General features: G+C 70.0%; 21 protein-coding genes. 15 read left to right on the forward strand and 6 right to left on the reverse strand.

All coding sequences use genetic code 11. The features are described from left to right. Window positions 1-4: 4 nt before the first annotated feature. The 11 genes from H0E82_RS15550 (at window position 5) to H0E82_RS15600 (ending at window position 9,798) form a co-directional block, all read left to right on the forward strand. Entirely contained in the window at window positions 5-910 is a 906-nt protein-coding gene (locus tag H0E82_RS15550; RefSeq protein WP_180546363.1) for a 5'-nucleotidase, read from the forward strand. 4 nt (window positions 911-914) lie between these two features. Next, a complete protein-coding gene (locus tag H0E82_RS15555) occupies window positions 915-1,727 on the forward strand; it encodes a spermine/spermidine synthase domain-containing protein (protein ID WP_180546364.1) in 813 nt (270 codons plus the stop codon). A gap of 100 nt (window positions 1,728-1,827) precedes the next feature. Continuing rightward, entirely contained in the window at window positions 1,828-3,861 is a 2,034-nt protein-coding gene (locus tag H0E82_RS15560; protein ID WP_180546365.1) for a S9 family peptidase, read from the forward strand. Window positions 3,862-4,164: 303 nt separating this feature from the next. Next, the gene (locus H0E82_RS15565) at window positions 4,165-4,620 is read left to right on the forward strand and encodes a PA2169 family four-helix-bundle protein (protein WP_180546366.1); all 456 of its coding nucleotides are present in this window, start codon (window positions 4,165-4,167) and stop codon (window positions 4,618-4,620) included. Between the two features lie 489 nt (window positions 4,621-5,109). After that, window positions 5,110-5,568 carry a DMT family transporter gene (locus tag H0E82_RS15570; protein ID WP_180546367.1) on the forward strand — a complete coding sequence of 153 codons (459 nt, stop codon included), beginning with the start codon at window positions 5,110-5,112 and terminating at the stop codon, window positions 5,566-5,568. Beyond that, complete coding sequence (locus tag H0E82_RS15575; RefSeq protein ID WP_235974336.1) at window positions 5,568-6,203, forward strand: HD domain-containing protein; 636 nt, start codon at window positions 5,568-5,570, stop codon at window positions 6,201-6,203. Before H0E82_RS15570 ends, H0E82_RS15575 begins: the two co-directional genes overlap by 1 nt. Before the next feature lie 35 nt (window positions 6,204-6,238). Continuing rightward, entirely contained in the window at window positions 6,239-6,604 is a 366-nt protein-coding gene (locus H0E82_RS15580) for a DUF6164 family protein (RefSeq protein WP_180546368.1), read from the forward strand. Window positions 6,605-6,701: 97 nt separating this feature from the next. Further along, a complete protein-coding gene (locus H0E82_RS15585; RefSeq protein ID WP_180546369.1) occupies window positions 6,702-6,917 on the forward strand; it encodes a hypothetical protein in 216 nt (71 codons plus the stop codon). Between the two features lie 224 nt (window positions 6,918-7,141). Beyond that, window positions 7,142-8,716, forward strand: a complete 1,575-nt coding sequence (locus H0E82_RS15590; RefSeq protein ID WP_180546370.1) for a leucyl aminopeptidase — start codon at window positions 7,142-7,144, stop codon at window positions 8,714-8,716. Between the two features lie 111 nt (window positions 8,717-8,827). Beyond that, window positions 8,828-9,580, forward strand: coding sequence for a sulfurtransferase (locus H0E82_RS15595; protein ID WP_180546371.1), 753 nt, complete (start codon window positions 8,828-8,830; stop codon window positions 9,578-9,580). After that, complete coding sequence (locus H0E82_RS15600; RefSeq protein ID WP_180546372.1) at window positions 9,577-9,798, forward strand: hypothetical protein; 222 nt, start codon at window positions 9,577-9,579, stop codon at window positions 9,796-9,798. The genes H0E82_RS15595 and H0E82_RS15600 overlap by 4 nt, the downstream gene beginning before the upstream one ends. Window positions 9,799-9,848: 50 nt before the next feature. On the opposite strand, the gene H0E82_RS15605 is transcribed toward H0E82_RS15600, so the two are convergent. Continuing rightward, entirely contained in the window at window positions 9,849-10,604 is a 756-nt protein-coding gene (locus H0E82_RS15605; RefSeq protein WP_180546373.1) for a type 1 glutamine amidotransferase, read from the reverse strand. Window positions 10,605-10,848: 244 nt separating this feature from the next. Continuing rightward, the gene (locus H0E82_RS15610; protein WP_180546374.1) at window positions 10,849-12,684 is read right to left on the reverse strand and encodes a DEAD/DEAH box helicase; all 1,836 of its coding nucleotides are present in this window, start codon (window positions 12,682-12,684) and stop codon (window positions 10,849-10,851) included. Between the two features lie 230 nt (window positions 12,685-12,914). On the opposite strand from H0E82_RS15610, the gene H0E82_RS15615 reads away from it, so the two are divergent. Further along, window positions 12,915-13,589: a glutathione S-transferase family protein gene (locus H0E82_RS15615; protein ID WP_180546375.1), complete on the forward strand. Its 675-nt coding sequence runs from the start codon at window positions 12,915-12,917 to the stop codon at window positions 13,587-13,589. Between the two features lie 2 nt (window positions 13,590-13,591). After that, window positions 13,592-15,184: a protein adenylyltransferase SelO gene (locus H0E82_RS15620; protein WP_180546376.1), complete on the forward strand. Its 1,593-nt coding sequence runs from the start codon at window positions 13,592-13,594 to the stop codon at window positions 15,182-15,184. A 24-nt stretch (window positions 15,185-15,208) separates the two neighbouring features. On the opposite strand, the gene H0E82_RS15625 is transcribed toward H0E82_RS15620, so the two are convergent. Further along, entirely contained in the window at window positions 15,209-17,077 is a 1,869-nt protein-coding gene (locus H0E82_RS15625; RefSeq protein WP_235974337.1) for an ABC transporter ATP-binding protein, read from the reverse strand. A 90-nt stretch (window positions 17,078-17,167) separates the two neighbouring features. Beyond that, entirely contained in the window at window positions 17,168-19,252 is a 2,085-nt protein-coding gene (locus H0E82_RS15630) for an EAL domain-containing protein (RefSeq protein ID WP_180546377.1), read from the reverse strand. A 132-nt stretch (window positions 19,253-19,384) separates the two neighbouring features. Here H0E82_RS15630 and H0E82_RS15635 point away from each other — a divergent pair, with 132 nt between their 5' ends. Both H0E82_RS15635 and H0E82_RS15640 read left to right on the forward strand, forming a co-directional pair. Further along, window positions 19,385-20,905 carry a fumarate hydratase gene (locus tag H0E82_RS15635; protein ID WP_180546606.1) on the forward strand — a complete coding sequence of 507 codons (1,521 nt, stop codon included), beginning with the start codon at window positions 19,385-19,387 and terminating at the stop codon, window positions 20,903-20,905. Between the two features lie 63 nt (window positions 20,906-20,968). Beyond that, a complete protein-coding gene (locus H0E82_RS15640; protein ID WP_180546378.1) occupies window positions 20,969-21,604 on the forward strand; it encodes a glutathione S-transferase family protein in 636 nt (211 codons plus the stop codon). Between the two features lie 427 nt (window positions 21,605-22,031). On the opposite strand, the gene H0E82_RS15645 is transcribed toward H0E82_RS15640, so the two are convergent. Both H0E82_RS15645 and H0E82_RS15650 read right to left on the reverse strand, forming a co-directional pair. Next, entirely contained in the window at window positions 22,032-22,817 is a 786-nt protein-coding gene (locus H0E82_RS15645; RefSeq protein WP_180546379.1) for a hypothetical protein, read from the reverse strand. After that, window positions 22,817-23,428, reverse strand: a complete 612-nt coding sequence (locus tag H0E82_RS15650; RefSeq protein ID WP_180546380.1) for a hypothetical protein — start codon at window positions 23,426-23,428, stop codon at window positions 22,817-22,819. The genes H0E82_RS15645 and H0E82_RS15650 overlap by 1 nt, the downstream gene beginning before the upstream one ends. Between the last annotated feature and the right edge of the window lie 20 nt (window positions 23,429-23,448).

Genomic DNA, 23,448 nt, shown 5'->3' on the forward strand with positions numbered 1-23,448 from the left:
CGCCATGCCCGATCTGTCCGTCCCCACGCTCACCGTCGCGATCTCCTCGCGCGCCCTCTTCGATCTCGAAGACAGCCATGCGCTGTTCGAAGCCGAAGGCATCGACGCCTACGCCGAGCACCAGCGTGCGCACGAGGACGACATCCTCGAACCGGGGATCGCGTTCCCGCTGGTGCGCAAGCTGCTGGCGCTGAACGTCGACGCCGCACCGGAAGCGCCGCACGTCGAGGTGATCCTGCTCTCGCGCAACTCCGCCGACACGGGCCTCAGGATCTTCAACTCGATCCAGCACCACAACCTGGCCATCAGCCGCGCGACGTTCACCTCCGGCGAGCCGACCTGGCCCTACATCAAGCCCTTCGGCACGCAGCTGTTCCTGTCCGCGAATCCGGATTCGGTGCGCCGCGCACTCGAGAACGACATCGCGGCGGCGACCATCATTCCTGCACGTGCGGCGGCGCACCGGTCCGACCAGTTGCGCATCGCCTTCGACGGCGACGCGGTGATCTTCGGCGACGAGGGCGAGCGGGTGTCGCAGGAAGGCGGCATCGAGGCCTTCCACAGGCACGAGCGCGAACGCGCACGCGAGGAAATGACCGGGGGCCCGTTCCGCGGCTTTCTCGCGGCCCTGCACGACCTGCAGGCCGCGTATCCGCCGGGCAAGGACGCGCCGATCCGCACCGCGCTGGTCACCGCGCGTTCCGCCCCGGCGCACGAGCGCGTGATCCGGACGCTGCGTGCCTGGGGCGTGCGTCTGGACGAGGCGCTGTTCCTCGGCGGGCGTCCGAAGGGACCGTTCCTCGATGCGTTCGGGGCCGACATCTTCTTCGACGATTCCCAGCACAACATCGACTCGGCCCGTTCCCACGTGGCTGCCGGCCACGTGCCGCACGGCTGGTCGAACCGCTGACCGCATGACCGACGTGCGCGACAAGACGGCGCCCGGGCGCTGGTGGCAGGGCCTGATCGCACGGCTGCGCGGCCGTTCCGGCGGCATGCGCCGGCCGTATGTCCGCAGGCACGACGGCTTCGTCTCGCTGCAGTTCGTGCGCAGACAAACGCAGAGCCGCATGGTCGAAGGCGACCCGGGTCGCCTGCTGGTCGGCTACACGCGCACCATGTTCGCGGCGCTGCTCTGGCAGCCCGCGCCGCAGGTGCTGGGCCTGGTCGGGCTCGGCGGCGGCTCGCAGGTGAAGTTCGCGTACGCGCACATGGCCGGCATCCGGATCGAGGTGGTCGAGAACAATCCGCACGTGGTGGCGCTGCGCGACGAATTCCGGGTGCCCGCCGACGACGCGCGCCTGTCGGTGCGGCTCGATGACGGCGCGCGCTTCGTCGCCGCGCGCGCAGGCGCGTTCGACGTCCTTCTGGTCGACGGGTACGACGAGCACGGCATCCCGGCCGAGCTGTCCACGCAACAGTTCTACGACGACTGCCGCGATGCGCTCGCCGAGGGCGGGGTGATGGCCTGCAATCTCTACGTGCGCGATCCGCAGCTGCACATCGATCGGCTGCAACGCGCCTTCGGGGCCCGGCACGTGCTCATCGTCGACGAACCGAAGATGAGCAACCGGGTCGCATTCGCGTGGCGCGGTGCGCTGCCGGCGCTCGAAGCCGAGGCCCTGTGTGACCGCATACCGGCGGACCTGCGCGCGCTGCTGTCGGACGTGCTGCCGCGCATCGCCGCCCGCCTGGTGCGCCACCGCACGCTCGACCGCGCGGACTGAGCGCTCGTTTCCATCGCGTCCGCGCAATTGGCGGCAGCGCGTTTGCGTCCCCGACCGAAGGCCGGCACAGTCCGGTCTCACGTGACCGGGGAACATTCCAATGCAACGCTGGATCATCGCTCTTGCCTGCGCAGTGCTGCTCGCCACCGGCGCATCCGCTGCCGCCGGTGGCATGACGCTCGAACAGATCGCGCAGACCCGCGTCGTCACCCAGGCCCAGGTGAGCCCGGACGGCGAGCAGGTCGCCTATGTACTCGCCGTGCCACGCACGCTCGGGGTGGATCCGGACGGTCCCGCGCGCAACGAGCTGCATGTCGTGGACGGGGCGGGCCGGAGCCGCGCCTTCATCACCGGCGCCGTGGACGTGGGCGCGCCGCGCTGGTCGCCGGACGGGCGCGGTATCGCCTATTTGGCCAAGCGGGAAGGCGACGACACCCGGCGCCTGTACACCATTCCGCTGCACGGAGGCGAATCGACGCTTGCCGCCCGGCTGCGCGTCGACATCAGCGCTTTCGATCTCTCGCCGGACGGCCGCCAGGTCGCCCTGCTCGCGGCGCAGCGCGAAAGCGACGCGCGCAAGGCGCTGCGCGAGAAGGGGTTCACCCAGAAGGTCTATGAAGAGGACTGGCGTCCGGTGGAGCTGTGGATCGCCGATGTCGGTGGCGGCGAACCGCGCCGGGTCGAGTTCGAGGGCAGCGTGCAGTCGGTGCGCTGGAGCCCGTCGGGCGACCGCCTCGCGCTGGTGGTCACGCCGCGGCAGCTGACCGACGACACCATGGTCGAGGCACGGGTGCGCATCGTCTCGACATCCGGCCGCGTGCTCGGCCGCGTCGACAATCCGGGCAAGCTCGGTGAGATCGCCTGGAGCCCGGACGGCGCGCACCTGGCGATCATCTCGGCGGCCGACGAGAACGACCCCCGCGAGGGCCGCCTGACCGTCGTCGGCCGTGACGGCGGTGCGCAACGCGACCTGCTGCCGGGCCTGGAGGGCCACGTCTGGAACGTGGCCTGGCGCGATCCGGCGACGCTGGTGTTCCTGAGCCAGGAAGGCGTGCACAGTCGCCTGGCCGAGATCACCGTCGACGGCAGCGGACAGCGCACCCTGCTCGCGGCAGGCGGTCCCGTGCACATGGGTCTGAGCGTATCGGCGAGCGGTGCGATCGCTCTCGTCGGCAGCGCGCCGGAGCATCCATCCGAAGCCTTCCTGCTGCCGCCGGGCGCCAACGCCGCGCGCCGGCTGACCGACAGCAATCCCTGGCTCAAGGACGTGCGCCTGGCCCGGCAGGAGATCGTGCGTTACACCGCGCGCGACGGACTCGAGCTGGAAGGGCTCCTGGTGCATCCACTCGAGCGCCGGGGCACCAACCGGGTGCCGCTGATCCTGGTGGCGCACGGCGGTCCCGAGGCGCACTACTCCAATGCGTGGCTGACCTCGTACGCGCAACCGGCGCAGGTGGCTGCAGCGCAGGGCTTTGCTTCGTTCTTCCCCAACTACCGGTCGAGCACCGGGCGCGGGCTGGCGTTCTCCAAGCTGGGGCAGGGCCGTCCCGGCATGGAGGAGTTCGACGACCTGGTCGACGGCGTCGACCATCTGATCGAGACCGGCCTGGTCGACCGCGACCGGGTGGGCATCACCGGTGGCTCCTACGGCGGCTACGCCAGCGCCTGGGGGGCGACGTACTACAGCGAGCGCTTCGCGGCCTCGGTGATGTTCGTCGGCATCTCGGACCAGGCGAGCCTGGTCACGACGGGCGACATACCGCGCGAGCAGCATCTGGTGCACATGCGCAGCTGGCCCTGGGACAACCCGGAGATGTACCGGCAGACCAGTCCGATCACCCATGCGCAGAAATCGCGCACGCCCACGCTGATCCTGCACGGCGAGGCCGATCCGCGCGTACCGGTGATGCAGTCGTACATGCTCTACCGCTATCTGCAGCTGGCAGGGCAGGCGCCGGTGCGCCTGGTGCTGTATCCGGGCGAGGGCCACGGCAACACCCGCGGTGCATCGCGCTACGACTACTCGCTGCGCCTGATGCAGTGGATGCGCCACTACCTCACGGGCCGGGGCGGTGAACCGCCTGCCTACGAGATCGACTACATGCTGCCGGCAGCGCCGGTTCCGGTGCGCTGAGGCGGCCGCGCCGACAGCCACGCGACGAGCCGCTCCGTCGAATCGGGGCGGCTCGTTCCGTTTTCCTGCCAGTGTGTGCGACGGCGGCGTCGTGACTGCTCCCGCCAGGGTGCAGCGTCGACGCGGACGCGCGGTGGAATTCACATCCTCGTCGCCTGCGCATCACGCCTTCTTGCCCGTCCGGACGTTAGTTTTCTCCGCATCGCTCCACGCAACCGATGCCCAGGCATCGACCGCAACGACGATGTGCACCGCCACCGGCGCCACCGGTTCGCGGCTGCCCCCACCCCTTTCCGGAGAATCATGCAGATGAGCAACAAGACCGCCAGCACCCTCAACGACCTGATTTCGATTGCCCGCGACGGCAAGGATTTCTACGAGGAAGCCGCGCAGAAGGTCGGCGATGCCGAGCTGCGCACCCTGTTCGCGCGCATCGCGACCAACAAGGCCCAGATCGTCAACGAGCTGAGCGCCGCAGTGCAGGCCGCCGGTGGCACGCCGGAGACCTCGGGCACGATGGTCGGCAGCATGCAGCAGATGTACGGCAAGCTGCGCGCCGCCCTCGGCGATACCGAGTACGGCTACGTCGCCGAACTCGAGGAGTCCGAAGACCGTCTGCTGGAAGCCTTCGACGAAGCCTCGCGCGATTCCGACACCCCGCCTGCCGCGCGCGACGTCGTCGTGCGCCTGCTGCCTGAAGTGCGCTCGTGCCACGACGTGATGCGCGCACGCAAGCTCGCGATGAAGAACGCGCACTGAGTCTTCGTCTTCGCAGGCCGGCCGGCTGCCCGGCGGCCCGCTGATCGACGTGCACCAAGCCCCGGCCTTGCCGGGGCTTTTTGTTGCGATCCGGCCCGCCGGCGTGCGCGAGTCGATCGCTCCACGACTACGGACCTGGCGACTTCCGCGCCACGGGCCGGATGCGGGGATCTCCGTACATGTCCGGCGACGCGTGCGAGGACCACGCAAGGCAGACACGCTGAGGGGCCGATGCGTCGTGCGACCGCGGCATTCCCGCCATCCCCGATCGAGGAAGTCCGCGGCGTACCGCCCGGTTCGAACCGCGGCGCTGGCTCTGCCCTGCTACGCGACTCGCAGCCGTGTCAGTTCAGCCCGAGGCACCGTGCGATCTCTCGCAGGGACGATGTGGCGTTGGTGGACCGACGTCGATGGCATGCGCCGCGTGGTCGGGCCGCATGATGCGGGTAGCGCGGCGTAGACTCGCAGTCCCCGTCGGCGGAGAAGCGCATGAACCTGTGGGTGCTGGCCGGTATCGTGCTGGCTGTCGTGGTCGGAATGGCCTTGCCGCTGCAGGCGCTGCTCAATGCCCGGCTGGGTGCGATGACAGCGGGGCCCGTGTTCGCATCGTTCGGGTCGTTTGCCGTGGGGTCGCTGGCGCTGGGCCTCGTGCTCGTCGCCACGCGCGCGCCATGGCCACCCGCGCGCGAACTTCTTGCGCTGCCGACCTGGGTGTGGCTCGGTGGCCTGATCGGGGCCGTGTTCGTGTTCTGCGGCACGCTGCTGGTCCCGAGGCTCGGCGCGGCGGCGCTGATCTGCCTGATCGTTTTCGGGCAGATGGCCGGTTCGTTGCTGATCGACCACCTGGGCATTCTCACGTCGCCCCGGCCGGTGGATGCGATGCGCATCTGCGGCGCGCTGCTGGTCTGCGTCGGCGCCCTGCTGGTGGTCCGGCCATGGACCGCGTGATGCACGGACCCGGTGCCTCGCATGCGTCAATGGCGCTGCCGGAGGGGCTGCACGATGCGCTCGTGGCGGCTTACGAGGTGCCGCCACGCGCCTACCATTCGATGACGCACATCGCCTCCCTGCTGCAGCTGTTCGACGAGGTGGCCGCGGGCGCCGGTTGGCACCAGCCGCGCGAGGTCCACCTCGCGATCCTGTTCCACGATGCCGTCTACGACGCGCGCCGGGACGACAACGAAGCGCGCTCCGCCGATCTCGCCGCGGCATCCATCGTGCACTGGCTTCCCGACGCGGGTATCGATGTTCCGCGGGTCGTCGAGCTGATCAGGCTCACCGCCGCGCACGGACGGCATACCGCCAGCGATTTCGGCCAGGACGCCGCAGGAGACGACACACGCCGGTTCCTGGATTGCGACATGGCCATCCTCGGCGCCGATGCCGATACCTTCGACGCCTACGACCGTGGCATCGCCTCAGAGTACCGGCATGTCCCCCGCTGGCTGTATGCGCTCAACCGTCGCCGGTTCCTCAAGGGCCTGCTCGCACGCGAGCGGATCTTCCTCGACGATGGATTCCACGCCCGCTTCGACGCAGCGGCCCGTCACAACCTGCGGCGCGCGATCACCGTCAAACGCTGACCCGCCACCCGCTGCAGGGCCGGTATCATCGGCGCATGGCGAAACTGCTCCTCAACCTGCGCTACGTGCCCGACGACGAGGCCGCCGACGTCTGCGCATTCCTCGACGAGGCCGGCATCCCCTGGTACCAGACGCGCCCGAGTCCGTTCGGCATTTCATCGGGTGGGATCTGGTTGCGCGACAACGACGATCTGCCGCGGGCGAAGGCCCTGATGGCCGCGTACCAGGCCCGGCGGCAGGACCGGGCGCGCGCGGCGCAGGCGCAGGCGGAACGAGACGGCACGGCCGAGACCTTTGCCGACATCGTGCGCGCGGATCCGAAACGCGTGGTGCTGATCGTCATCGCGATCGTGTTCCTGATCGGCCTGATGGCGGTGCCGGGGTACATGCTGTCGCGATGACGGCCGGGTCACGCCGCGACCACGGATGCGGCGCGAGTCTGAGGGTCCACCGCGCCACGTCCCCGGCACGCACGCAGACCTTTCGGAATCGCCAGCCATGACGACCCCGCCCGACCGCACGCCTCCAGCGCCCAAAAGTACCCTGTGGACACGTCCGAACCCGAAGCCGCGGACCGCCCGCACTGCCCTGAGCGAGGCGCAGAAGGCGCGGGCGCGGCAGCGTGCCGACGAGGCCGGGCGCCGGTATCCCAATCTCGTCGACAACATGTGGGCCAGCCGACATCTCGCGAAGGACGGCTCGATCAAGGCCTGAGTGGACTCCCGTGGTGTCCCGCTGCGCCCTGCAGCCAGCGTGAACCGTCGCACGCGCAGGGTCCGCTCACGCGTCGGGGACGGCTGCGGCCCCTGCGGCGCACCCGGGCTGCCTGACAGGCCGCAGCCCCAAGGAGCCGGGCAGCGGCCATGACGATTGGCACGGCATGCAGCGGCCGACCGTTGTTAAGGTCGGGGGTCGTCCTGTCACCGTCCGGAGATTCCATGCGCCGACCCCCCGTCCTGCAGCCGTGGCTGCGCAGGCTGCCGCTCGCCGTCGTCTGTGCCCTTGCGGTCTCGTCCGCGTGGGCGCAGCGCGACATCCGCTTCGACGCGCCCCAGGTGCCCGCCGGCGGCACGCTGGTGCTGGCGGTTCCCGACGTCGGCGAACGCGGTGCGCGCTCGGGCGTGTTCGCACAGATCGATACCGCCAGCCAGGGCGCGCTGACCCGGGCGGCCGAGGTCGCGGGGTTCCGCGGCAGGCTCGACAGCCAGCTCGATCTGCCGGGCATCGCCGGTTTCGATCGCGTCCTGCTGGTCGGCGCCGGCTCGGGCACCGCGGACGCACGCCGGCTCGAGGACGTCGGTGGGCACATCGGCCGCTTCGCCGCGCGCAGCAAGGCGCCGCAGATCGATGTGGTCTGGGACGGCGCCGAGCCCGGCGCCGCAGCCCACCTGGCGTTCGGCGCGGCGCTCGGGCAGTACCGCTTCGATACCTACCGCACCACCCAGACGCCGGACGAGGCCGCCGGCACCGGAACCCTGGTCGTGCGCAGTCCGGAAGGCGCCGCCGCTGCGCGCCGCTGGGACGGCGACTGGAAGGCCGTCGCGGATGCGGTCAGATTCGCGCGCGACCTGGTGACCGAGCCCGCCAATGCCGTGTATCCGGAGACGTTCGTCGAACGCACGCGCGCCGCGTTCGCGGGCAAGCCCAACGTGAGCATCGAGGTGCTCGACGTTCCGGCGATGGAGCGGCTCGGCATGGGGAGCATTCTCGCGGTCGGGCAGGGCAGTGCACGCCCGCCGCGACTGATGGTGGTGCGCTACAACGGCGGCGCCCGTGGCGAGGCCCCGGTGGCCTTCGTCGGCAAGGGAATCACGTTCGACAGCGGCGGCATCTCGATCAAGCCGAGCGAGAACATGTGGCGCATGAAGTACGACATGGCCGGCGCTGCGAGCGCCACCGGCGCCGTGCTGGCGCTGGCGGGGCGTGGCGCCCCGGTCAATGCCGTCGCGGTGGCCGCGCTGGCCGAGAACATGCCGTCGGGCACGGCCGTGCGCCCCGGAGACGTGATCCGCACCGCGGCCGGCAGGACCTACGAGATCATGAGCACCGATGCCGAAGGCAGGATGGTGCTGGTCGATGCGCTGTGGTACGTGCAGCGCCAGGACAATCCACGGGTGATCGTCGACATCGCGACCCTGACCGGCGCGATCGTCACCGCGCTCGGCAACGACTATGCCGGCCTCTTCACGCGTGACGAGACGCTGGCCGCGCAGCTCGCGCAGGCGGGCGAGGCCGCTGGCGAACCCGTCTGGCGCATGCCGATGCATCCGGGCTACGGAAAGATGCTCGAATCACCGATCGCCGACATGCGCAATGGCGGCGGCCGGCCCGGCTCGGGCACCGCCGCGCACTTCATCGGCGAATGGATCGATGCCGGACGCGTCTGGGCCCACGTCGACATCGCGGGCATGGCCTGGCGCGACGGCAACGAACTGTCCACGGTGCCGACGGGGGCGTCCGGTTACGGGGTACGCCTGCTCGACCGGTTCGTACGCGACAATTTCGAGCGCTGATCGCGTCGGACGCTCGCGGCTGCGCCTCGGGGCGGTCCGGGCGACGGGCGCGCCGTGGCCGCACAGGTGTCGCGGGGAAGCCACGGCCGGCGGCCCCGCTACAATCGCGGCATGATCGACAACCTCGCCGCCTATCACTTCGTCGCCCTCGAGGACCCCGCCGCGGTGGCGGGCTGGCTGCGCACTGGCGCCGAGGCCGGTGGCCTGCGCGGGACCGTGCTGGTCGCGCCCGAGGGCATCAATCTGTTCTTGGCCGGGCCGGTGGCCGGAGTCGATGCCCTGCTCGCGAGCCTGCGTGCGGATGCCCGCTTCGCCGACCTGCAGGTCAAGCGCAGCCGCAGCAGCGTCGTGCCGTTCGCGCGACTCAAGGTCAAGCTGAAACCCGAGATCATCAGCTTCCGCAAGGCCGATGCGATGCCGCTCGCCGCTCCGGCGCGCGCACCCGGTGTCGCCCCGACCGATCTTGCGCGCTGGATCGCGCAGGGCCATGACGATGGCGGGCGTCGACTGGTGCTGCTCGACACGCGCAATCGGGAGGAGGTGGGCTACGGCACCTTCGAGGGCGCGTTGACCCTGCCGATCGACAACTTCACCGAACTGCCGGATGCACTGGCGTCCCACCGGTCGACGCTGCGCGACGCGACCGTGGTGAGCTTCTGCACCGGTGGCATCCGGTGCGAGAAGGCCGCCCTGTGGATGCGCGCCGACGGCATGGACAACGTCCTGCAGCTCGATGGCGGCATCCTCGGCTACTTCGAACAGGTCGGCGGCTTCGGCTACGAAGGCCGTTGTTTCGTGTTCGACGCACGCGTCGCACTGGATCCGGATCTGCGGCCGCTGCACGACGACGTGGAGGCCGCATGAGCTGGCTGGGCTTCGTGCTGGTGATCCTGGGGATCTGGCTCGCGTTTAAGGTCGCGGGCGTCGTGCTGCGCCTGATCGTGACCCTGTTGATCCTGGTCGCGGCCTACTGGTGGCTGGCGCCGATCTTCGGCTGGCCGACGCTCGGCGAGGTGTTCTACGTGATGGGCCCCGACGTCAGCGTGCCGGACCTCTCACTCCCGGATCTGCCGCTCCCCTAGGCGGGCTGCACGCGTCACCGTGCCGGCCGGAGCGGATCCGCTGCCGCCGCTCAGCCGAACTCGCGCGAAGGCAGGACGTAGCGCCGCTCGGGCCGGCCGACGAGGTCGAGAAAGGTGTTGAACACCGCGTCGGCCCGCGCCTGCATCGGAGCGATCCACTGGCGGGTGGCGGCGCGGACGGCCTCGGCATCGTGAGGCAGTCCGGAGCCGGCCAGTTCGTCGCGGTAGGCCGGGGTGGCCAGCCAGCGCTCGATCAGCGGCGCGTCCATTTCGAGATGGAACTGGAAGCCGTAGGCGTTGTCGCCGTAGCGGAACGCCTGTTGTTCGCAACCGTCGGTGCGCGCCAGGTGCACGGCGCTCGATGGCACTTCGAAATGGCGGCCGTGCCACTGGAACACCGGGGTCGAAGCGCCCAGCGGCGCGAGCACCGGATCCCGCAGGCCGTGCGCGGTGGCATGCAGCGGGTACCAGCCGATCTCGGGACGCGCGATCCGGCGCACCGGCGCGCCGAGCACATGGGCGAGCAGCTGCGCGCCGAGGCAGATGCCGAGTACCGGTCGGCCGAGCGCGAGCATGCGTTCGATCGCGCGCAGCTCCGTCGTCAGGTGCGGACGCGCGTCGCGGTCCTCGACATTCATCGGGCCGCCGAGAACGATCAGGCCGCGATACCGGTCCACGCTGGGCTGTGCGTCGGGCTCGCGTTCGAAATTGACGAAGCGGATGCGGTGTCCGCGCCGGCGGATCAGCGGATCGAGCGTGCCCAGCGGCTCGGCGGCGACATGCTGGAAGACGAGGATGCGGGCCATGGGGTGATTCTAGACAGAGCACCGGCGGGCACCGCGCCGCACACGCAGCGACGCGCCATTCCGGCATGCGCCGGAGTTCCCTCCAGGCGGATCCACGGCCCGGCAGCCCGTCCGGTGCCGGTGGATGCCGCGGGCCGATCGGCGCCAGCGCCCGCCACCACGGAGCGCCAGGCGCAACATGTCCATATGCCGGCGCGCGCCGGATCGACGCCCGACGTCGACGGCCGGCGCCGACTGGGACCGCTTATCGCGGATCGCGACGCGGGGGCCCCTTGCGCGGCCCGCCCGGCTTGAAGCCACCCGGCTTGTGGCCGCCCGGCTTCGCGCCGAAGGGACGCTTGGCGCGGGGCGGCGCGGCGGTCATGTCGGCGTCTTCGGCGCGGCGGATGCGGATCGGCTGGCCGCCGACACGCACCTTCTTCAGGTGTTCGAGCAGCTCGCGCGGCATGCCTTCCGGCAGGTCGACCAGGCTGTAGTCGTCGCGGATGTCGATGCGGCCGATGAACCTGCTTTCGAGATCGGCCTCGTTGGCGATCGCGCCGACGATGTTGCCCGGCTGCACGCCGTGCACGTAGCCGACCTCGATGCGGAAGGTCTCCATGCCGACGTCGGCATCGCGCGGCGCGGATTCCGCGCGCGGGGGACGGGGCTCACGCGGCTCGCGCGCGGCACGCGAGGCCTCGCGCCCGCCCGGGCGCTCGGTGTACTCACGCTCGAACGCAGGCTTCTCGGGCTTGCGCGGCGGCTCGAGCAGCAGCGGTGTCTCACCCTGGACCACCTTGGCGAGCGCCGCCGCGATCTCGGCCGCTGGCACGTTGTGCTCACGCTCGTAGCGTTCGATCAGGTCGCGGAACATGCCCAGCTCGCTGCTGCCCAGCGCGGTGGTGATCTTCTCGAGGAACTTCGACACGCGGGCTTCATTGACCGTCTCGACGCTCGGCAGCTGCATCTGCTCGATCTTCTGCCGTGTCGCGCGCTCGATCGCGCCGAGCATGCCGCGCTCGCGCGGGGCGACGAACAGGATCGCCTCGCCGCTGCGCCCCGCACGGCCGGTGCGGCCGATGCGGTGCACGTAGCTTTCGGTGTCGTAAGGAATGTCGTAGTTCAGCACGTGGCTGATGCGGTCCACGTCCAAGCCGCGTGCGGCGACGTCGGTCGCCACCAGCACGTCGAGACGACCGTCCTTGAGGTTCTGGATCGCACGCTCGCGCTGCTTCTGGTCGAGATCGCCATTGATGGCGGCGGCCGACAGGCCGCGCGCCGAGAGCTTCTGCGCCAGTTCCTCGGTCGCCAGCTTGGTACGCGCGAAGATGATCATCGCGTCGAAGGGCTCGGCCTCGAGAATGCGGGTCAATGCGTCGAGCTTGTTGACGCCGCTGACCATCCAGTAGCGCTGGCGGATGTTGGCCGCGGTCGTCGTCGTCGACTTGATCGCGATCTCGACCGGCTCCTTGAGATAGGTCTGCGCGATGCGGCGGATCTGCTGCGGCATCGTCGCCGAGAACAACGCGACCTGGCGCGACTCGGGGGTCTTCTTCAGCACCGCCTCGACGTCGTCGATGAAACCCATGCGCAGCATCTCGTCGGCTTCGTCGAGCACCAGGGCGCGCAGCTCCGAAAGATCCAGCGAGCCGCGCTCGAGATGGTCGATCACCCGGCCCGGCGTGCCGACGATCACCTGCACGCCGCGCTTGAGCGCGCTCAGCTGCTGGGCGTAACCCTGGCCGCCGTAGATCGGCAGCACGTGGAAACCGGGCATGTGCGAGGCGTATTTCTGGAACGCCTCGGCGACCTGGATCGCGAGTTCACGGGTCGGCGCCAGCACCAGCGCCTGCGGCTTGCGCGCGGCGGGATCGATGCGCGCGAGCACCGGCAGCGCGAACGCAGCGGTCTTGCCCGTGCCCGTCTGGGCTTGGCCCAGCACGTCGCGCCCGGCGAGCAGCGGTGGAATGGTGGCGGCCTGGATCGGCGAGGGCGATTCGTAGCCCACGTCGCCCAATGCGCGCAGCAGGGTCTCGGGCAGCGCGAGATCGGTGAACTTGAGGCTCTCGGCAGGCGTGATGGGCGACTCGGCGCTCATGATGCGGTCTCTCGTAGCGCCGGCACAGGCCGGTCGGGGAACCGCATAGTCTAATCCAAGCCAATGTTGCACTGCGGCATCGGGCCCGGACCGCGCCGCGGTCGATAGGACCGATTCACGTTGGCGGGGCACGCCGGCGCGCACCATGGCGCGTGCTGCGCAAGCTCACGATGCCCGCGCCGGCGCATCCGGGCCATGCTGCCGTCTCGAATCCCACCGCCGGACCTCCGATGATCAAGGTGCACCATCTCAACAATTCGCGGTCACAGCGCGTGCTGTGGCTTCTGGAAGAACTGGGACAGCCCTACGAGGTGGTGCGCTACGAGCGCGACCCGAAGACGATGCTCGCGCCTCGCGCATTGCGCGAGGTGCATCCGCTGGGCAAATCGCCGGTCGTGGAGCTCGACGGCCTCACCCTGGTCGAGTCCGGCGCGATCATCGAAGCGCTCACCGAGCGCTTCGACAGCGCCAATGCCATCTCGCCCGCCCCGTCGGACGCGGGGGAGCGCCTGCGCTACCGCACCTGGCTGCACTACGCCGAAGGGTCGCTGATGCCGCCACTGCTGCTGGCGCTGGTCTTCGGCCGGATGCGCACCGCGCCCATGCCGTTCTTCGTCCGCCCGGTCGCGCAGGGCATTGCACGCAAGGCCATGGACGGCTTCGTCGGCCCGCAGCTGGCCACCCATCTGGGCTTCGTCGAGGCGGAGCTCGCCGCGCGCCCATGGTTCGCCGGCCAGCGCTTCACCGCTGCCGACATCCAGATGAGCTTCCCGATGGAGGCCGCCGTGGCGCGTGCCGGGGACCGGGTCGGCCCCAACATCCGCAGCTTCGTCGAACGCGTCCGGGCCCGCCCGGCCTATCGGCGCGCGCTCGAGGCGGGCGGCCCCTACGCCCTGGGACATTGACCATGGAGGCATCTCCGCTGCCGCAGATCGAACTCGCACACGGACTGTCGTTCGACAACCGCGTCGTGCGCGAACTTCCGGGCGATGCCGAGTCGGGTCCGCGGCGACGTCAGGTTGAAGGGGCGTTGTGGTCGCCGGTGCAACCGACGCCGGTCTCCGCCCCGCGCGTGCTCGCCCATTCGGCCGAAATGGCGACGGCGCTCGGCTTCGATACGGACACGATCGGTTCGGACGCCTTCGCCCGTGTCTTCGGCGGCAATGCACTCGCTGCCGGGATGCAGGCCTGGGCCGGCAACTACGGGGGCCACCAGTTCGGACACTGGGCCGGACAGCTGGGGGACGGGCGTGCGATCTCGCTGGGCGAAGGCGTGGCGGCGGACGGCCGGCGCTGGGAACTGCAGCTCAAGGGCGCAGGTCCGACCCCGTATTCGCGCACCGCCGACGGGCGTGCGGTGTTGCGCTCGTCGATCCGCGAGTTCGTCTGCAGCGAGGCGATGCACCACCTCGGTATTCCGACGACGCGGGCGTTGTCGCTGGTGGGTACCGGTGAGGCCGTGGTCCGCGACATGTTCTATGACGGTCGGCCGGCGCCCGAACCCGGCGCGATCGTCTGCCGCGTGGCGCCTTCGTTCATCCGGTTCGGGCACTTCGAACTTCCCTACGCGCGAGGCGACGTGGCGCTGCTCCGGCGCCTGGCCGACTTCACCATCGCACGGGACTTTCCGCATCTGGGCGGCAGCGGCGAGAGCCGCTATGCCGACTGGTTCGCCGAGGTCTGCGGGCGGACCGCGGCGATGATCGCAGGATGGATGCGCGTGGGTTTCGTGCACGGCGTGATGAACACCGACAACATGTCGATCCTCGGCCTCACCATCGACTACGGCCCCTACGGCTGGATCGACGGCTACGATCCGGACTGGACGCCCAACACCACCGATGCGCAGGGCCGGCGCTACCGCTTCGGCTGGCAGCCGCGCATCGCGCACTGGAACCTCGGTCGCCTCGCCCAGGCCCTGTCGCCGCTGTTCGACGACGTCGCGCCGCTGCAGGCGGGCCTCGACGCGTATGTCGACGCGTACGCGCTGGCCGAGCGCGACACGACCGCCGCGAAGCTCGGTCTGGGCGCGGCAGGTGACGACGATGCGGCGCTGATGCGACGGCTGCAGGCGCTGATGCAGGCCGCCGAGATCGACATGACCCTGTTCTTCCGCGGTCTGGCGGATCTGGATCCGGCGGCGCCGTCGCTGGAAGTGGTCGCGGACGCGTTCTACGATGACGGCCGCCGCGACGCCGAAGCCGAGGCCCTGCATGCCTGGCTGGGCGACTATGCGGCGCGGATCGAGGCCGACGGCTCGGATGCGGCCACACGGCGCGCGCGTATGCATGCCGTCAATCCGCTCTACGTCCCGCGCAACTATCTGGCCCAGCAGGCAATCGACGCGGCGCATGCGGGCGACGTCTCGGCCATTGCCGAACTGCTCGAGGTCATGCGGCGGCCCTACGAGGTGCAGCCGGGGCGGGAACGCCATGCGGCGCGCCGCCCCGACTGGGCACGAAGCCGGGCCGGCTGTTCGATGCTGTCCTGCAGTTCCTGAGCCGGGCCGCCCGGCACGTGCGACCTATGGGTCGCGATAGCCGGCGGCCTGCAGTTCGAACAGTTCGGCGTAGCGCCCGCGTTGCGCCATGAGTTCGGCGTGGGTGCCGCTGGCCTCGATGCGCCCGCGTTCCAGCACGAGGATGCGGTCGGCCATGCGCACGCTGGAGAAGCGGTGCGAGATCAGCACCGCGGTGCGCCGTTCGGAGAGCTCCTTGAAACGGCGGAACACCTCGAACTCGCTGCGTGCATCGAGCGCCGCGGTCGGTTCGTCGAGGATCATCACCTGGGCGTCGCGCATGTAGGCCCGTGCGATCGCGATCTTCTGCCATTGCCCGCCCGACAGGTCCACACCGGTACGGAAGCGTCGCCCGATCACCTGGTCGTAGCCGCCCGGAAGGTCGTCGATGATCGCATCGGCCATGGCCCGCCGCGCGGCGTCGGCGATACGCGCGCGGTCGGCCATCGCGTCCATGCGCCCGACGCCGATGTTCTCGCCGGCGGTGAGGTGGTAGCGCACGAAGTCCTGGAAGATCACCCCGATGTTGGCGCGCAGCGCGTCGAGGTCGTACTCGCGCAGGTCGCGGCCGTCGAGCAGGATGCGGCCCTCGTCGGGGTCGTACAGCCGGGCCAGCAGCTTGACCAGGGTGGTCTTGCCGGCGCCGTTCTCGCCGACCAGCGCCAGCACCTCGCCCGCGCGCAGCTCGAAATCCAGATGACGCACCGCCCAGGTTCCGGCCGACGGATAGCGGAAGCCGACGTTCTCGAACACGAAGCCCTGGCGGATCGGCTGCGGAAACGCGGCCGGCGCGGCCGGCGAGGCGATCTCCGGCGCGATGCGGAAGAACGAGAAGAGATCGTCGAGATACAGCGCCTGGCCGGCCACCTGGGAAAACCCGACCAGCAGGCCTTCAAGCAGCTGGCGCAGGCGACGAAAACTGCCTGCGAGAAACGTGAGGTCGCCGATGCTGAAATCGCCGCGCACGGTCCGCCAGGCGATATAGGCGTAGGCGATGTAATAGCCCAGGGTGCCGAGTGCGGCCAGCAGCGTGCCCCAGAGCGCCCGGCGTCTGGCCAAGGCGCGATTGGCGACGTAGAACCCGTCTGCGAGCGTGCGGTAGCGGTCGATCAGGAACCGGTGCAGGCCGAAGATCTTCACCTCCTTCGCCGTCTCCACGCTGGCGCCGGTCTGACGCACGTATTCCAGCTGCCGGCGTTCCGATGTCCACTGGTAGTTGAGGGCGTAGCCCAGCGCATTGAAGTGCGCCTCGCCGACGAAGGCCGGCACCAGCGCGACCGCCAGCAGCAGGATCAGCCATGGCGCATAGACCACCAGACCCACGGCGAAGGTCGCCACGGTGATCGCATCCTGCACCTGGCCGAACAGCTGGCCCATCAGGTTGGCCCGGCCCATGGTCTGGCGGCGGGCCCGGTCGAGGCGGTCCTGGACCTCGGCGTCCTCGAAATCCTCGAGGTCCAGGGTGGCGGCGTGTTCCATCAGGCGCACGCTGGTGGCGTTGGTGAACAGCTCCGAGAGCAGGCCGTCGGCGTAGCTCACGAGCCGGCCGAGCAGGTCGGAGCCGATCGCCAGCGCGAATTCCAGAACCAGCAGCCAGGCCAGCGTGTCGAGCAGTCCGCTGCGCCAGGTGGCGGCCAGATCGTCGAACGCCAGCCCCAGGCCGACCAGGCGGATCGCCTCGTCGATGATCAGCTTGCCCACGTAGAGCATCGCCACCGGCAGGAATGCGCGGACCAGTCGCAGGCCGAGGCTGAGCAGGGTCAGGCCCGGACTGGCCTGCCAGATCATGCCGAGGAAGGGCCTGAGATTGCGCATCGCATCCAGGCGGGCACGGAAGCTCGGCCGTGCGGATGCGGAAGTCGGGGCTGGCGTCATCCGCGGATTGTGCGCGAAGTGGCCGGCGCCTCGCGTCGCCTGCGTCGGCCGGGAGCAGCGCCGGCGATCAATCGTGTGTCGGGCCGGCCATCAGTCGAGCGGCGCGGGCCGCGCCAGTGCATAGCCCTGGGCGTAATCGACCCCGATCTCGCGCAGCCGCGTCACGATGCCGTCGTCCTCGGCGAACTCGGCGATCGTGCGCAGGCCCATGACGTGGCCAATGTGATTGATCGCCTCCACCATGGCCTGATCGATCGGGTCGATCAGGAGATCGCGGACGAAGCCGCCGTCGATCTTGAGGAAATCGATCGGCAGGTGCTTGAGATAGGCGAAGGACGACATGCCGCTGCCGAAATCGTCGAGCGCGAAGGCGCAGCCCATGGTCTTGAGGTCGGCCATCAGCGCGGACGCCTGGGCCAGGTTTCCGACCGCTGCGGTCTCGGTAACCTCGAAGCAGATCCGCGCCGGGTCGACACCGGTGCTGGTGAAGACGTCGCGCACATAGGCGCCCATCGTCTCGTCGGCCAGCGACGCACCCGACAGGTTGATCGCATACACCCGGTCGCCGGGCTCGTCCGGCCGGGCGAGGCGGGCCAGGACGGTGCGGATCACCCAGCGGTCGAGGGTCGGCATCAGGCCGTAGCGCTCGGCGGCCGGGATGAACGCCATCGGCATCACCAGTGCGCCGTCGATGTCGCGCAGTCGCAGCAGCACCTCGCAATGCAGCACGCTGCCGTCGTGCAGTGAGTAGATCGGTTGCGCGTGCAGCTGCAGCCGGTCGTCCTCCAGTGCCCGGTTGAGCCGTCCGATCCATTCCATCTCACCGTAGCGGCGGGCCATGGCCTCGTCCTGCGGACGGTAGGTGTGGACCCGGTTGCGGCCCTGGTCCTTCGCCACGTAGCAGGCCGCATCCGCGGTGCTCAGCAGCTCGATCGGGGTCATGCTGGCGTCGTTGAAATCGACCTGGCCGATGCTCACCGCCACGGGGAAGCGCTTGCCCTGCCAGCCGAAGCTGAGGTCGGAGGCCGCGCGGCGCAGCGCGTCAGCGGTCGCGCGTGAGACCTCCGGCGCGCTGTTCTCCAGCAGCACACCGAATTCGTCGCCGCCCAGCCGCGCGAGCACGTCGTCCTTGCGCAGCACGGTGCGCAGCATCGTCGACACCTGGCGCAGCAGTTCGTCGCCGGCCGTATGACCGCATGTATCGTTCACCACCTTGAACTGGTCGAGGTCCAGGTAGAGCAGCGAATACGGCGCGCCGCGCTTGCTCGCCCCACGCAGCGCGGCGCGCAGGCGGCGATCGAATTCGATCCGGTTGACCAGTCCCGTGAGTGGATCGTGGCGCGCCTGATAGCTGAGTTCGGCAGCCATCCGCCGGGACGGCGACACGTCGCGGAACGCGATCACCACGCCGGCCGCCTGCGCGCCGCCATCGATCAGCGGGGCCAGGGACCCCTCGACCGAAAACACCTCGCCGTCGCGCCGGACGAGCAGGGCGTGCTCACCCAGCTGCAGTGGGACACCGGCGCGGACTGCGCTCGAGACCAGATCCAGCACCGTGCCTGCGCGGTCTTCCTCCGCCAGCTGCAGGACCTGGCTGCAGTTGCGGCCGAGCGCTTCTTCGTGCGCCCAGCCGGTCAGCTGTTCCGCCGCGGCGTTGAGAAAGGTGATCGTGCCTGCGAGGTCGACGCTGACGACACCGTCGGCGATCGAGCGCAAGGTGGTCTGTGCGCGTTTCCGCTCGTCCGACAGGGCCTGCTCGGCGCGCTTGCGCGGACTGATGTCGCGGAAGAAGCCGACGAAGAGGCGGCGTCCCTCGATCTCGATGTCGGCGAACGAGATGTCCACCGGAACGTCACTGCCGTCCGCGCGAACCGCGACGATCTCGGTCGCGCGCCAGTCCAGGGTGCGCACGCCGCTCTCCAGATAGCGCTGCATGCCGCGGCGGTGCGCCTCGCGGTGATGGTCGTGCTGCAGGATCTCGAGATTCCGGCCGACCAGGTCGTCGGGCAGGTAGCCCAGTACCTGCCGGACCGCCGGGTTGGCGGCCACGATGGTGCTGTCGGTCTCGAGGATCAGAACCGCGTCGGTCGTGGTTTCCCACATCGTGCCGTAGAGCTGCTCGACCTGCTTTCGGAGCGGGCGGAACTGGGATGGCGACGGCAGTGGTGCGGTCATCGAGTGTCGCCCTGGCTGGCCCGATCGCGGGTCGATCCCTGACGCCGGCGGCACCGTGAAGGCCCGCTGGGAGCCAGGTGCAGCGGCGGCTGAGGTTACACTATCGGCCCCGAATCCAAGCCCTTGAGCGCCGTGACCCAGATCCGCCAGGACGACCTGATCCAGTCCGTCGCCGACGCGCTGCAGTACATCAGCTACTACCACCCGGTCGACTACATCCGGAATCTCGCCGCCGCCTACGAGCGCGAGGCCTCGCCGGCCGCGAAGGACGCGATCGCGCAGATCCTGATCAATTCGCGCATGTGCGCCGAGGGTCACCGGCCGATCTGCCAGGACACCGGCATCGTCACCGTGTTCCTCGAAGTCGGCATGTCGGTGCGCTGGGACGACGCGACGATGTCGGTCGAGGACATGGTCAACGAAGGCATCCGTCGGGCCTACAACCATCCCGACAACAAGCTGCGCGCCTCGGTGCTCGCCGATCCCGCAGGCAAGCGCATCAATACCAAGGACAACACGCCGGGCGTGGTCAACGTCAGGATCGTGCCGGGCAATACGGTCGATGTGATCGTCGCGGCCAAGGGCGGCGGCTCGGAAGCGAAGTCGAAGTTCGCGATGCTCAACCCGTCTGATTCGATCGTTGACTGGGTGCTCAGGACCGTGCCGACGATGGGCGCCGGCTGGTGCCCGCCCGGCATGCTCGGCATCGGCATCGGCGGCACCGCCGAGAAGGCGATGCTGCTGGCCAAGGAGTCGCTGATGGAGCCGATCGACATCGTCGACCTCAAGGCGCGCGGGGCGTCGAACCGAGCGGAGGAACTGCGGCTGGAACTGTTCGACAAGGTCAATGCGCTCGGCATCGGCGCGCAGGGCCTGGGTGGCCTGACCACGGTGCTCGACATCAAGGTCAAGGATTTCCCGACCCACGCGGCCAACCTGCCGGTCGCGCTGATCCCCAACTGCGCGGCCACGCGCCACGCGCATTTCACGTTGGATGGCAGCGGTCCGGTGATGCTCGATCCGCCGTCGCTCGCCGACTGGCCGGAGCTGACCTACAACCCGACCGGCGCGCGCCGCGTCGACCTCGACACGATCACCCCGGACGAGGTCACGACCTTCAAGCCGGGCGAGGTGCTGCTGCTGAGCGGAAAACTGCTGACCGGCCGCGACGCCGCGCACAAGCGCATGGTCGAGATGCTCGACCGCGGCGAGACGTTGCCGGTCGATCTCAAGGGCCGTTTCATCTACTACGTCGGCCCGGTCGATCCGGTGCGCGACGAAGTCGTCGGCCCCGCGGGCCCGACCACCGCGACGCGCATGGACAAGTTCACCGACCAGATCCTCGAACAGACCGGCCTGCTGGGCATGGTCGGCAAGGCCGAGCGTGGCCCGGCCGCGATCGAGGCGATCAGGAAGCACCGGTCGGTGTATCTGATGGCGGTCGGCGGCTCGGCGTATCTGGTGTCGAAGGCGATCAAGGCGGCGAAGGTGCTCGCGTTCGAGGATCTCGGCATGGAAGCGATCTACGAGTTCGAAGTGCAGGACATGCCGGTGACCGTCGCCGTCGATTCGGCCGGCACCTCGGTGCACGAGACCGGGCCGCGCGAATGGAAGGCCCGCATCGGCGGCATTCCGGTGGTCGAGGTCGCCTGACGCGTCCGTCGTGCCGGCCGAGCGCCGGTACGGTAGTTTTTGCTGCTTCGATGGAGTCGGTCCATGTCCGTTGTGCTCTACGGTGCGCGCAGCACCGCGTCGATGGTGGTGCACTGGCTGTTGATCGAACTCGGCGTGGAGCACGAGGTTCGCGAGCTCGATTTCGAGCTGCAGGCGCAGAAGGCGCCGGACTATCTCGCGATCAATCCGGCAGGACGCGTGCCGACCCTGCTGATCGACGGTCAGGTCCTGACCGAATCGGCCGCCATCGCGATGCATCTGGCCGACCTGCATCCACAGGCCGGCCTGGCGCCGCCGCCCGGGACAGCGGCGCGCGGTGACTACTACCGCTGGATGTGCATCTGTGTCTACACGCTGATGCCGCCGTACCGGGCCTGGTTCTATCCGCACGAGCCGGCCGGCGAGGTCAATGCGGACCTGGTGATGGCGCGCGCCCGGGTACAGCTCGAGACGGCCTGGCAACAGATCGCCGACCACCTGCAGGCGCACGGCCCCTATCTGCTCGGTGCGCACGTGTCGGCGGCGGATTTCGTGCTGACGATGCTGATGCGCTGGTCGCGCGCGATGCCGAGGCCGAGCGACAGCTGGCCGGCGCTCGCGGCGCACGCGCGCCTGATGAAGACACGTCCGTCGTTCGCCGAGGTCTACCGGCGCGAAGGCATCACGGACTGGGCCTGAAGGACGTCCGGCGCGCCGCCAGCTGCCGAACGGGGCCGGCGACAGTACGGGAGGGCGCCCCGTGGCGCGCCGGTCGGGGTTCTGCAGCGGGCAGGGCGGTTCGGAAGGGTGTGGACCGCAGCCCAGGCAGCCCGGCCGGTGCCGATCGCCCGCTGCATCGATGTAGCGAGGCATTGTTCGACGCTGGACGCCACGCTGACCCGTGCACGCACCCGGCATGCGGCGTCGGCGTAAGCCTGCATGTGGCGCGAGCCGCTCCACAGGGTCAGATGGGGCGGGCGAGATGGCATGGCGTTTTCGATTCGCCCAGCGACCGTGCCTGGCGCTCCGGCCCGGCGCATCGAATCCTGCGTGGACGACCACGGGTCGCGTCGGCCTTCATGCGTCGTCGGGTCGGATCCCGGCGTGCGCCAAATCCCGGCAGCGCTCAACCGGGTGCTTGAGGCGCGGGGGTGTAGTCGGCGGCTGCGGGGGCGCCGTCCGCGGGGCAAGGCGCACGGAAATCGCGCCGCTGCAGTCGGCCATCCACGATTTCGATGACGGCCGCGCCGGCTTCGGCCCCGGCCACCACGCCGCAGGGGATGGACAACGCGCTCGCGAAGCGGTCGACCCTCCGCGCTGCGCCGCCGGCGAGCGACACCGCGTCGAGCGCTGCGAACGCTTCACCCATCTGGGTGCCATCGGTCCGCAGCAGCAGGTCGTCGAGGCCGTCACCGTCAATGTCGGCGATCGCGGGAATGGTGAGATAGGGCACCTCCATCGGCAGGCGCGCATGGACCGTGTCGCCGCGGGTGACCAGCAGCAGGGCCGGAGTCGCGCCAGGTTGCGCGGCGCGTGCGCCGCGGGGCAGCACCAGCCACGCCTGCTGCGGCGCGTCCGCGGTGAACCGGCCCTCTCGATGATCGGCCACCACGGCGCCGGCCGGGACGCCCTGAGGGAACGCGAGCGCCAGGACGCGGGACTGCTCGACCTCGGGGACCCCGACGGGATCGGTCACGGGCTGCCGGAAGTCGACGAGGACACGGCGCGCAGGCGCGGCGAGCGAGCCGGCAGAGGCGGCCGGCGGTTGCGAAGCCGGATTCGGGTCGATATCGACCGCGCCCCCCGGGCGAGCACCGCCATCAATGGACCCGGCATCCTGCGCGCACGCCACCAGGCCCGCGAGCGCCGCGGCGCCCAGCAGCATCCCTGACCAGCGGTGCGCGCGCGACATCATCCGGCGTTCAACCGCAGCCCGGTCCGTGCCAACCGGCCGTCGGCGTCGAAGTCGATGTACCAGCTCGCCGGGTCGTGAGCGCCGTGGATGACGCAAAACCCGGTGGCGAGGGGGCCGCCGGCGCGAAGCTGTGCGTGCAGTGCGTCGCGCAGTGCGCCTGCGGGCAGGGCCTGCAGCCTTGCGGCAACCTCGTCGCGTGTGTCGCCCCAGCGCAGGCCGAGCGGCAGGACCGCATCCCCCGCCTCTCCGGCACGCGCCTCGATGCGGATCAGTCCCTGCTGGTCGGCGAGGTAGGCCACGCCATCGCTATCGCGCAGCTCGCAATCGACCACGCCCCCCGCGGGCTGCACGATGCAGCCGGGCAGGCGCTGCAGCGTGGCCGGCAGCTGCTCGACCGGTGTCTCGAGCGCATAGCGCCCGAGGCGCAGCACGCCCGAGGTGTCGCGCCACGGGCAGTCGGCGCGATCGGCAGCCGAGGCCTCCACGCGGTCTCCGGTCCCTGCGGAGTCCACCCCCAAGGTCGACGTCGACGCTGCAGCGACCGGCGGGGCCGAAGGCGCTGCGCAGGCCGAGAGCAGGACTACGATCGCGAAGGGAGCGAGCTTCATCACCGCAGCGTAGCGCCGGC

The organism is Luteimonas deserti, assembly GCF_013425765.1.
In the GTDB taxonomy this organism is placed as follows: Bacteria; Pseudomonadota; Gammaproteobacteria; order Xanthomonadales; family Xanthomonadaceae; genus Luteimonas; species Luteimonas deserti.

Excerpts from the sequence above, each read along its gene's own strand:
- H0E82_RS15550 (WP_180546363.1), top strand. The coding sequence starts at position 5 with ATGCCCGATCTGTCCGTCCCCACGCTCACCGTCGCGATCTCCTCGCGC.
- H0E82_RS15555 (WP_180546364.1), top strand. The coding sequence starts at position 915 with ATGACCGACGTGCGCGACAAGACGGCGCCCGGGCGCTGGTGGCAGGGC.
- H0E82_RS15560 (WP_180546365.1), top strand. The coding sequence starts at position 1,828 with ATGCAACGCTGGATCATCGCTCTTGCCTGCGCAGTGCTGCTCGCCACC.
- H0E82_RS15565 (WP_180546366.1), top strand. The coding sequence starts at position 4,165 with ATGCAGATGAGCAACAAGACCGCCAGCACCCTCAACGACCTGATTTCG.
- H0E82_RS15570 (WP_180546367.1), top strand. The coding sequence starts at position 5,110 with ATGAACCTGTGGGTGCTGGCCGGTATCGTGCTGGCTGTCGTGGTCGGA.
- H0E82_RS15575 (WP_235974336.1), top strand. The coding sequence starts at position 5,568 with ATGCACGGACCCGGTGCCTCGCATGCGTCAATGGCGCTGCCGGAGGGG.
- H0E82_RS15580 (WP_180546368.1), top strand. The coding sequence starts at position 6,239 with ATGGCGAAACTGCTCCTCAACCTGCGCTACGTGCCCGACGACGAGGCC.
- H0E82_RS15585 (WP_180546369.1), top strand. The coding sequence starts at position 6,702 with ATGACGACCCCGCCCGACCGCACGCCTCCAGCGCCCAAAAGTACCCTG.
- H0E82_RS15590 (WP_180546370.1), top strand. The coding sequence starts at position 7,142 with ATGCGCCGACCCCCCGTCCTGCAGCCGTGGCTGCGCAGGCTGCCGCTC.
- H0E82_RS15595 (WP_180546371.1), top strand. The coding sequence starts at position 8,828 with ATGATCGACAACCTCGCCGCCTATCACTTCGTCGCCCTCGAGGACCCC.
- H0E82_RS15600 (WP_180546372.1), top strand. The coding sequence starts at position 9,577 with ATGAGCTGGCTGGGCTTCGTGCTGGTGATCCTGGGGATCTGGCTCGCG.
- H0E82_RS15605 (WP_180546373.1), bottom strand. The coding sequence starts at position 10,604 with ATGGCCCGCATCCTCGTCTTCCAGCATGTCGCCGCCGAGCCGCTGGGC.
- H0E82_RS15610 (WP_180546374.1), bottom strand. The coding sequence starts at position 12,684 with ATGAGCGCCGAGTCGCCCATCACGCCTGCCGAGAGCCTCAAGTTCACC.
- H0E82_RS15615 (WP_180546375.1), top strand. The coding sequence starts at position 12,915 with ATGATCAAGGTGCACCATCTCAACAATTCGCGGTCACAGCGCGTGCTG.
- H0E82_RS15620 (WP_180546376.1), top strand. The coding sequence starts at position 13,592 with ATGGAGGCATCTCCGCTGCCGCAGATCGAACTCGCACACGGACTGTCG.
- H0E82_RS15625 (WP_235974337.1), bottom strand. The coding sequence starts at position 17,077 with ATGACGCCAGCCCCGACTTCCGCATCCGCACGGCCGAGCTTCCGTGCC.
- H0E82_RS15630 (WP_180546377.1), bottom strand. The coding sequence starts at position 19,252 with ATGACCGCACCACTGCCGTCGCCATCCCAGTTCCGCCCGCTCCGAAAG.
- H0E82_RS15640 (WP_180546378.1), top strand. The coding sequence starts at position 20,969 with ATGTCCGTTGTGCTCTACGGTGCGCGCAGCACCGCGTCGATGGTGGTG.
- H0E82_RS15645 (WP_180546379.1), bottom strand. The coding sequence starts at position 22,817 with ATGTCGCGCGCGCACCGCTGGTCAGGGATGCTGCTGGGCGCCGCGGCG.
- H0E82_RS15650 (WP_180546380.1), bottom strand. The coding sequence starts at position 23,428 with ATGAAGCTCGCTCCCTTCGCGATCGTAGTCCTGCTCTCGGCCTGCGCA.